7 protein-coding genes are annotated in these 5,967 nt (G+C 58.1%); 6 read left to right on the top strand and 1 reads right to left on the bottom strand.

Annotation, left to right across the window (positions count from 1 at the left end):
- Window positions 1-909, top strand: a 909-nt coding sequence (locus WCA53_RS21840) for a CaiB/BaiF CoA transferase family protein (RefSeq protein WP_423915547.1), incomplete at its 5' end; no start/stop codon positions are given.
- A gap of 178 nt (window positions 910-1,087) precedes the next feature.
- Window positions 1,088-1,846, top strand: coding sequence for an enoyl-CoA hydratase-related protein (locus WCA53_RS21845; RefSeq protein WP_423915553.1), 759 nt, complete (start codon window positions 1,088-1,090; stop codon window positions 1,844-1,846).
- A 42-nt stretch (window positions 1,847-1,888) separates the two neighbouring features.
- On the opposite strand, the gene WCA53_RS21850 is transcribed toward WCA53_RS21845, so the two are convergent.
- Window positions 1,889-2,866 (bottom strand): hypothetical protein, encoded by a 978-nt coding sequence (locus WCA53_RS21850; protein ID WP_423915548.1) that lies wholly within the window; start codon window positions 2,864-2,866, stop codon window positions 1,889-1,891.
- Window positions 2,867-3,098: 232 nt separating this feature from the next.
- Between WCA53_RS21850 and WCA53_RS21855 the strand changes: the two genes are divergently transcribed.
- The 4 genes from WCA53_RS21855 to WCA53_RS21870 form a co-directional block, all read left to right on the top strand.
- Window positions 3,099-3,563 (top strand): glutaredoxin family protein, encoded by a 465-nt coding sequence (locus tag WCA53_RS21855; RefSeq protein WP_423915549.1) that lies wholly within the window; start codon window positions 3,099-3,101, stop codon window positions 3,561-3,563.
- Between the two features lie 123 nt (window positions 3,564-3,686).
- Complete coding sequence (locus WCA53_RS21860) at window positions 3,687-3,854, top strand: FAD-binding protein (RefSeq protein ID WP_423915550.1); 168 nt, start codon at window positions 3,687-3,689, stop codon at window positions 3,852-3,854.
- 231 nt (window positions 3,855-4,085) lie between these two features.
- On the top strand, window positions 4,086-5,315 hold the full coding sequence (locus WCA53_RS21865; protein ID WP_423915551.1) for a cyclic nucleotide-binding domain-containing protein: 1,230 nt from the start codon (window positions 4,086-4,088) through the stop codon (window positions 5,313-5,315).
- A gap of 71 nt (window positions 5,316-5,386) precedes the next feature.
- Window positions 5,387-5,967, top strand: a 581-nt coding sequence (locus WCA53_RS21870; RefSeq protein WP_423915552.1) for a motility protein A, incomplete at its 3' end; no start/stop codon positions are given.

The raw sequence follows: 5,967 nt of genomic DNA on the forward strand, positions 1-5,967 counted from the left end.
GAGCAACTCGCTCGTTCGCATCCCCATATCGTGTACGCATCCATCTCAGGCTTCGGTCACTCCGGTCCGTTTAGCGATCTGCCGGGATATGACGCCGTGGTCCAGGCGATGGGCGGCGTAATGAGCCTGACTGGGTATCCCGACGGGGCGCCTGCACGAGTAGGCACGAGTATCGGGGATCTCGGGGCGGCGCTTTTCGCGACGATTGGGATTCTCGCTGGATTGCATAAGCGATCACGGGACGCGCAAGGCACCCATGTCGACATCGGCATGCTGGACTGCCAGGCGGCCTTATTGGAAACAGCGCTGGTCCGATTTGATGTTGAAGGAAAGGTGCCCGAACGCACGGGTGACGCACATCCGTCTCTCGCGCCGTTCGAAACATTCCTGGCTGAAGATGGCCGCTTCGTCATTGCAGCGGGTAACGATACGCTCTTCTTGTTGATGGCCGACGCGCTTGGTGTACCTCAACTGGCGTCGGATCCGCGCTTCGTGACTAACGACCTGAGAGTTCAGAACAGGCCCGCGCTCGTCAAGGCGATTGAGCGTGTCACGCTGACGCGTCCGATCACTCACTGGCTAGATAAGTTAAACGAGGTCGGCGTGCCCTGCGCGCCCATTAATTCTATCGACGTGCTCTTCGAGCATCCGCAATTGCTGGCACGCGACATGATTATTCAGGTTGAGGGCGTGGCCGGTAAAAAGTTCAGGACGGCAGGCAATCCGATCAAGATGAGCGCGTCGCCCGATGAGGACGTTTCTGTCGCGAAGAAGTCGCCATCGGTGAGCGAGCATCGCGAGGCAATCCTCGCGGAAGTCATGTCGTCCACTGGCGCTTACTCGTCCCTGTCACCGTATATCGAGGACGCCAGTCCGGATTCGGAAATCGATTCGATCCTGACCGTGTAAGTCTCGTCAATTTTGAAGTGAAGGAAATCTCATGACAATCGATGCAAACGCTGTACCCGATGTATTTGCAAAGCAGTCCAAAACTTCTACGATCGAGAGCGATACGCACCAGACAGCCTCCAGGACAGTTGGCGTCGACGTTCAGGCGAACCCAGTCGAGCCAGGACAATATGAAACAATCAAAGTCGACCGCCGCGAGCGTGTTGGGCTTATCACCTTGTATCGGCCGAAGCAGTTGAATGCGATCAGCACGAAGCTGTCGCGAGAGGTGCTGTCGGCACTGCGGGAGTTTGACCAGGACGACAGGATCGGCGCTATCGTCATCACCGGGAACGCTCGCGCCTTCGCTGCGGGCGCCGACATCGAAGAGATGTCGGAGAAAACGTTCAACGACTTATATTCGGCCGATATCTTTGTTGAATGGGATAAAGTTCGCGCAATTACCAAGCCGATTGTGGCCGCGGTCGGCGGGTATGCGTTGGGCGGTGGGTGCGAGCTCGCAATGATGTGCGACTTCATCATTGCTTCGGAGGACGCACAATTCGGCCAGCCAGAGATCAAGCTGGGCATCCTGCCCGGAATCGGTGGATCGCAGCGGCTTACGCGAGCCGTAGGGAAATCGTTGGCAATGGATCTGATTCTGACAGGGCGCAACCTTAACGCAACCGAGGCCTTGGCGGCGGGGCTGGTAGCGCGAGTAGTACCAGCGGCTAGCCTGCGGCAGGTCGCACTGGAAACAGCGCATACGATCGCCGGCTACAACGCGCCTGCGGTTCGAATGGCCAAGGAGGCCGTCAATCGGGCCTTTGAAACGACATTAAGCGAGGGCATCCTGCACGAGCGACGGCTGTTCCAGGCAAGCTTCGCAACGGAGGGCCAAAAAGAGGGAATGTTCGCGTTCCTAGCGAAGCGAGCACCGGTTTTCCGTCATCGGTAGCCGCTTGCGGTGAACCACATCGCACGGCCCGCGCGCACCCTTCTAGAACCGATATCCGATGCCACCCAGGACGACATCCGTGTCCCGGCTATAGCGAGTCACCACGCGGTTCCAGGTCACGCGCGCCGACCAGTGCTGCGTAAAGCGATACGAAGCCGATGCCGACACGAGGCCGGACAGAATGCCGTCGCCCGTGTCGCGATCTTCGTTCGCGCCGTGATGGATATCGGCATAGAGGCCGGCACCAATGCCAAGCGTCAGACGCTCGTCGAAGAAGGCCCGCGTGAGCCAGAGCTGTGCGGTCAAGCCGTCACGCCGCGCAGCCAGGCCGTTGCCTTCGTGCAGATAGCCTACTGTCCCGTCGAGATAGTTTGTCAACCCACGCCTGTATTCGATCATCTCCGCGGCTGATGTCTGCGACTCAAAGCTGTTCAGGATCGTCGCGCCAGCCATCAACGTGACTTCGTTGTTCGTGACCTTTTGCGAGCGCGGCAGGGCGAAGTCACGTGGCCCTGGCGTATCCGGTCCGTCCAGCTGGTAGCCGATGCCGAGCAGGACTGCAGTGGTCGACGGCCCATTCGTCACCTGCACGTGATTGAGTTGCAGATTGGCTGTCCATCGCTTCGATGAATACCAGGTAGCGCGCGCACTATAGACGACGCCCCAGCCATGTGAATTGGAATAGCCCGCGCCTTGCTCGGCTGCTTCGGTGTCAAAGTAACGGTATGGACCCACGCCGAGTGCGACGACAAAGCGTCGCTGCGCTAGTGGTAATCGGGCCCATGCCTGCACGAGCGGGCCATCGCGATGATGATCGGTAATATGGCCTTCGTTGAGCCAGGTAAAGCTGCCCGCGAAGTACTGGCCGAATCCTTCTGTATAGTCCATCGACCACGCGTAAGAATGGCTATGTTCTCCGGTCAATGGTCCGGTGTACAAAGCGAATTCCTGGGCCGACACACGGCTCGTCCCGGCGCATAACACCGCGACGACAACGGCGAGACTCCAGTTAGCCTTCATCTTGGTATTGGATGGCTGCTCGGGGTGGAAGGCTCACTAGCCTGACGGCTGGCGATTCTGGTCGCTGCTTGCGTTTATTGTGACAGGGTTTTGCGCTAACGGTTCTTCGAGAGGAGCGGATTTATTTCGTTTGATTTTCGGGAGACGCTGCGTCAGGCAGCCCCGTTCGTTTGGATTGCCGCTTGCTCGGGTCTGGACCGCGGTCGTTGTGGCGCGTACGTGCGGCTCGTGTTTGAACCGTCAGCGCCAGATCGCGCCGGCGTGGTCGGATCCTGAAGAGAGTAGACTTCCCGCCTTCCATTCGCTCTTCCAGGTGGTCTCTATGTTGATGAAAGCCCTGCGTGTCGGTCTCGGACAGTTGATCGTGCTCGGCGACGCCGTCAGTCGCCCGCGGCCGCAACGCCGTTCGCTGCAAGGTCAGGCAGCGGTGGTAAAAGATGCGGCCCGGCTGTCGCTCTATCAGTTCCAGGCCTGCCCCTTCTGCGTCAAGACGCGACGCGCGCTGCATCGTCTGAATGTACCCATGACTCTGCACGACGCCAAGAACGATCCCGTGCAGCGGGAGCGTTTGCTGGCCGGCGGCGGCAAGATCAAGGTGCCCTGCCTGCACATTCAGGAAGAAGGCCAGTCGCGCTGGCTGTACGATTCCAACGCGATCATCGCCTATCTGGAGCAACGCTTCGCCAAAGTCGTCTGATTAGGGACGTGCATAGAGGTTGTCGCCCGGCGTCAGGAACGAAGAAACAAACAATGTCAAGCGAATAGGCTTTAATCGCATCCGATTTATTATGGAACTAAAAAAGACCCCCGGATGACCAACATGACGCCGCTGTCCCGTGCCTCGCGCCTGGCATCTGCGGGTGTCGCGATCGTCGGCGCAGGACCCGCAGGACTTACGGCGGCCGTCTATGCGGCATCGGAGGGACTGTCGGTCGCGGACGCGACCGTGGTGGCGCAGATTCATAGTCTGCTGGCCGATGCGCGGTGAACGCACGGGTCGACTGTCTGGCGCCCCACTGACCTGTCAGCGTTGCGTTTCCTGGAATGCTGGAGACTTTTCACGCCAGTCGTAGGCCCGATGATCGATATCGGTTAAAGATTTCCGGAGCGCATGTCGTTATGCATCGATACAAGTCGAGACCGTCAGCCGGCTCATGCGTAACAGGCATGCCGGGCGTGCCGACCGACCGATGCAACAAGCTCCGCAGGGGAACCAATCTTGAATCAGCAACAATCGTCACGGTCCCGGACAGCGGCCCCGGGTGAAGTCATCTATTCTGAAGGCTTCGTCGGCGAGTCCGTCATCTATGTGATTGCAGATGGCAAAGTCGAAATCTCTACCCGTTGTGACGAAAAGAAGGTGGTCCTCGCGACGCTCGGAAAGGGGGAGATTTTTGGTGAGTCAGCATTGTTGCCTTCTGAGCCGCGAGGCAACACCGCGAAGGCGCTTACCTTTTGCCAACTGACTGCCATTGGGACAAGCGTAGTGGAGGAGGAACTCGAACGCGTGTCGCCGCTGCTTCGCCATCTCGTGCGAACCATGATTCGGCGGGTCAAGAAGAAAGACGATCTCCTGGCCACCTATACGCATGCGGACTTCCTGCCAGGCGTTCTTTCCTATGCGCATGTCCTGGCTCTGATGGCAGTTGCCGAGAGCGGGGATGAATGGGATGGACGCACGCGCCGCGCGCCGGGAACCGAAGTCTCGGTGCCTCTATCCGAAGTCATCAAGAAGTGCCATGCGCTTGCCGGGCATTCTCGCTTGCATGTGATGGCCATGCTCAAGCGGATGAGCAAACTCAACCTCATCGCGCTCGATGGTGACCGGTCCGGTCCCCTGAGCACCGCCCCGAACGATGGGACAACGAGTCGCCAGCTTGTCACGTTCGACCCTGTACGGATTACCGAGCGCGCTCGACAGGTGGCGGACCACGATCTCGACATCTCGATCGCCAGTGAACTGGAGTTGATCGAACTGGCCGACCTGGAAGCGTTGATCGGAGTTGAGAAGAAGCTGATTCTCAACAAACTATCCCACGGAGAAATTGCTGAGGATGTCTTTGCGTTCCGCAAGACCAAGGTATTGGACTATGTCGGAGAAAAAGGACTAACCTACTTTTCCAGACTCAATACCCGTGGAGTTGGCGAACTGAAATCGCTGGAGGATCTGGAGTTTATCGACCAGCGGACGTTATTCGAAACTGTGAGTGCCTTCGATACCTACGACCTCGCAAAATTACTCGCAGCCATGCCGAATCGATCCATCGCGGACCGGTTGTTGTCAGTTATGACCGAGGCGAGAAGAAATGAAGTGTCGTGGGTGATGCGGCGTGAGATCAAGATAGATCCCCTTGAGGTTGGTGAGATCGAGCAGCGTTTCCTGGAGACGGTGAGGGTAATCAAAGCTACTGCGGTCAATGCAGCCCCGCTTTCCACCCTGGAGACCTGATAGATCTTGGACGCACAACAGGCTGTTTTTAGTTCCAGCCCGATGGTTGGAGTCCCCGCCCGAGAGGACATATGGACCTTTTGACACTATTCGGTGCATTGTTCGGCGTGGCGTCCATCGTTTTGGGGTTCTCCCTCGAGGGTGGCCAATTCACTACCCTGTTTCAGCTGGAGGCCTTTGTAATCGTATTGGGTGGCACCCTCGGCGCGGTGATGATACAGAATACATGGGCGAAATTTTATGATGGCGCCAAGCACCTTCGCCTGGCTTTTGTGAAAGCACGGCAGGTCGACCGGGAGAGCCTGTCTGTCCTGCTCGAGTGGGGTGATCAGGCGAAGCTCAATGGAATGCTTGCATTTGAGTCGATCGAGGTCGGCGGGATTAATCCGTTCGCAAAAAGAGGATTGGAGCTTCTGGCAAACGGCGTATCGACTGCCGTGCTCGAAGACGCCTTGCAAAGGGAAATGGATGCGTACGAGCGCAATCACATGGCCGCAGCACGGATATGGCAGCAAGCCGGCGGGTATGCGCCCACGTTTGGCATTCTGGGGGCAGTGCTCGGTCTCATCCAGGTAACGGGCCATATCCTGGAGCCCTCGCAGCTTGGACAAGGTATAGCCGTCGCGTTTGTTTCAACGTTGTACGGTCTGGC

The sequence above is a fragment of the Caballeronia sp. genome (assembly GCF_049581465.1).
In the GTDB taxonomy this organism is placed as follows: Bacteria; Pseudomonadota; Gammaproteobacteria; order Burkholderiales; family Burkholderiaceae; genus Caballeronia.

Bases quoted from the DNA above. Each gene is read 5' to 3' on its own strand.
- WCA53_RS21850 (WP_423915548.1), bottom strand. From the start codon at position 2,866: ATGAAGGCTAACTGGAGTCTCGCCGTTGTCGTCGCGGTGTTATGCGCC.
- WCA53_RS21860 (WP_423915550.1), top strand. From the start codon at position 3,687: ATGACGCCGCTGTCCCGTGCCTCGCGCCTGGCATCTGCGGGTGTCGCG.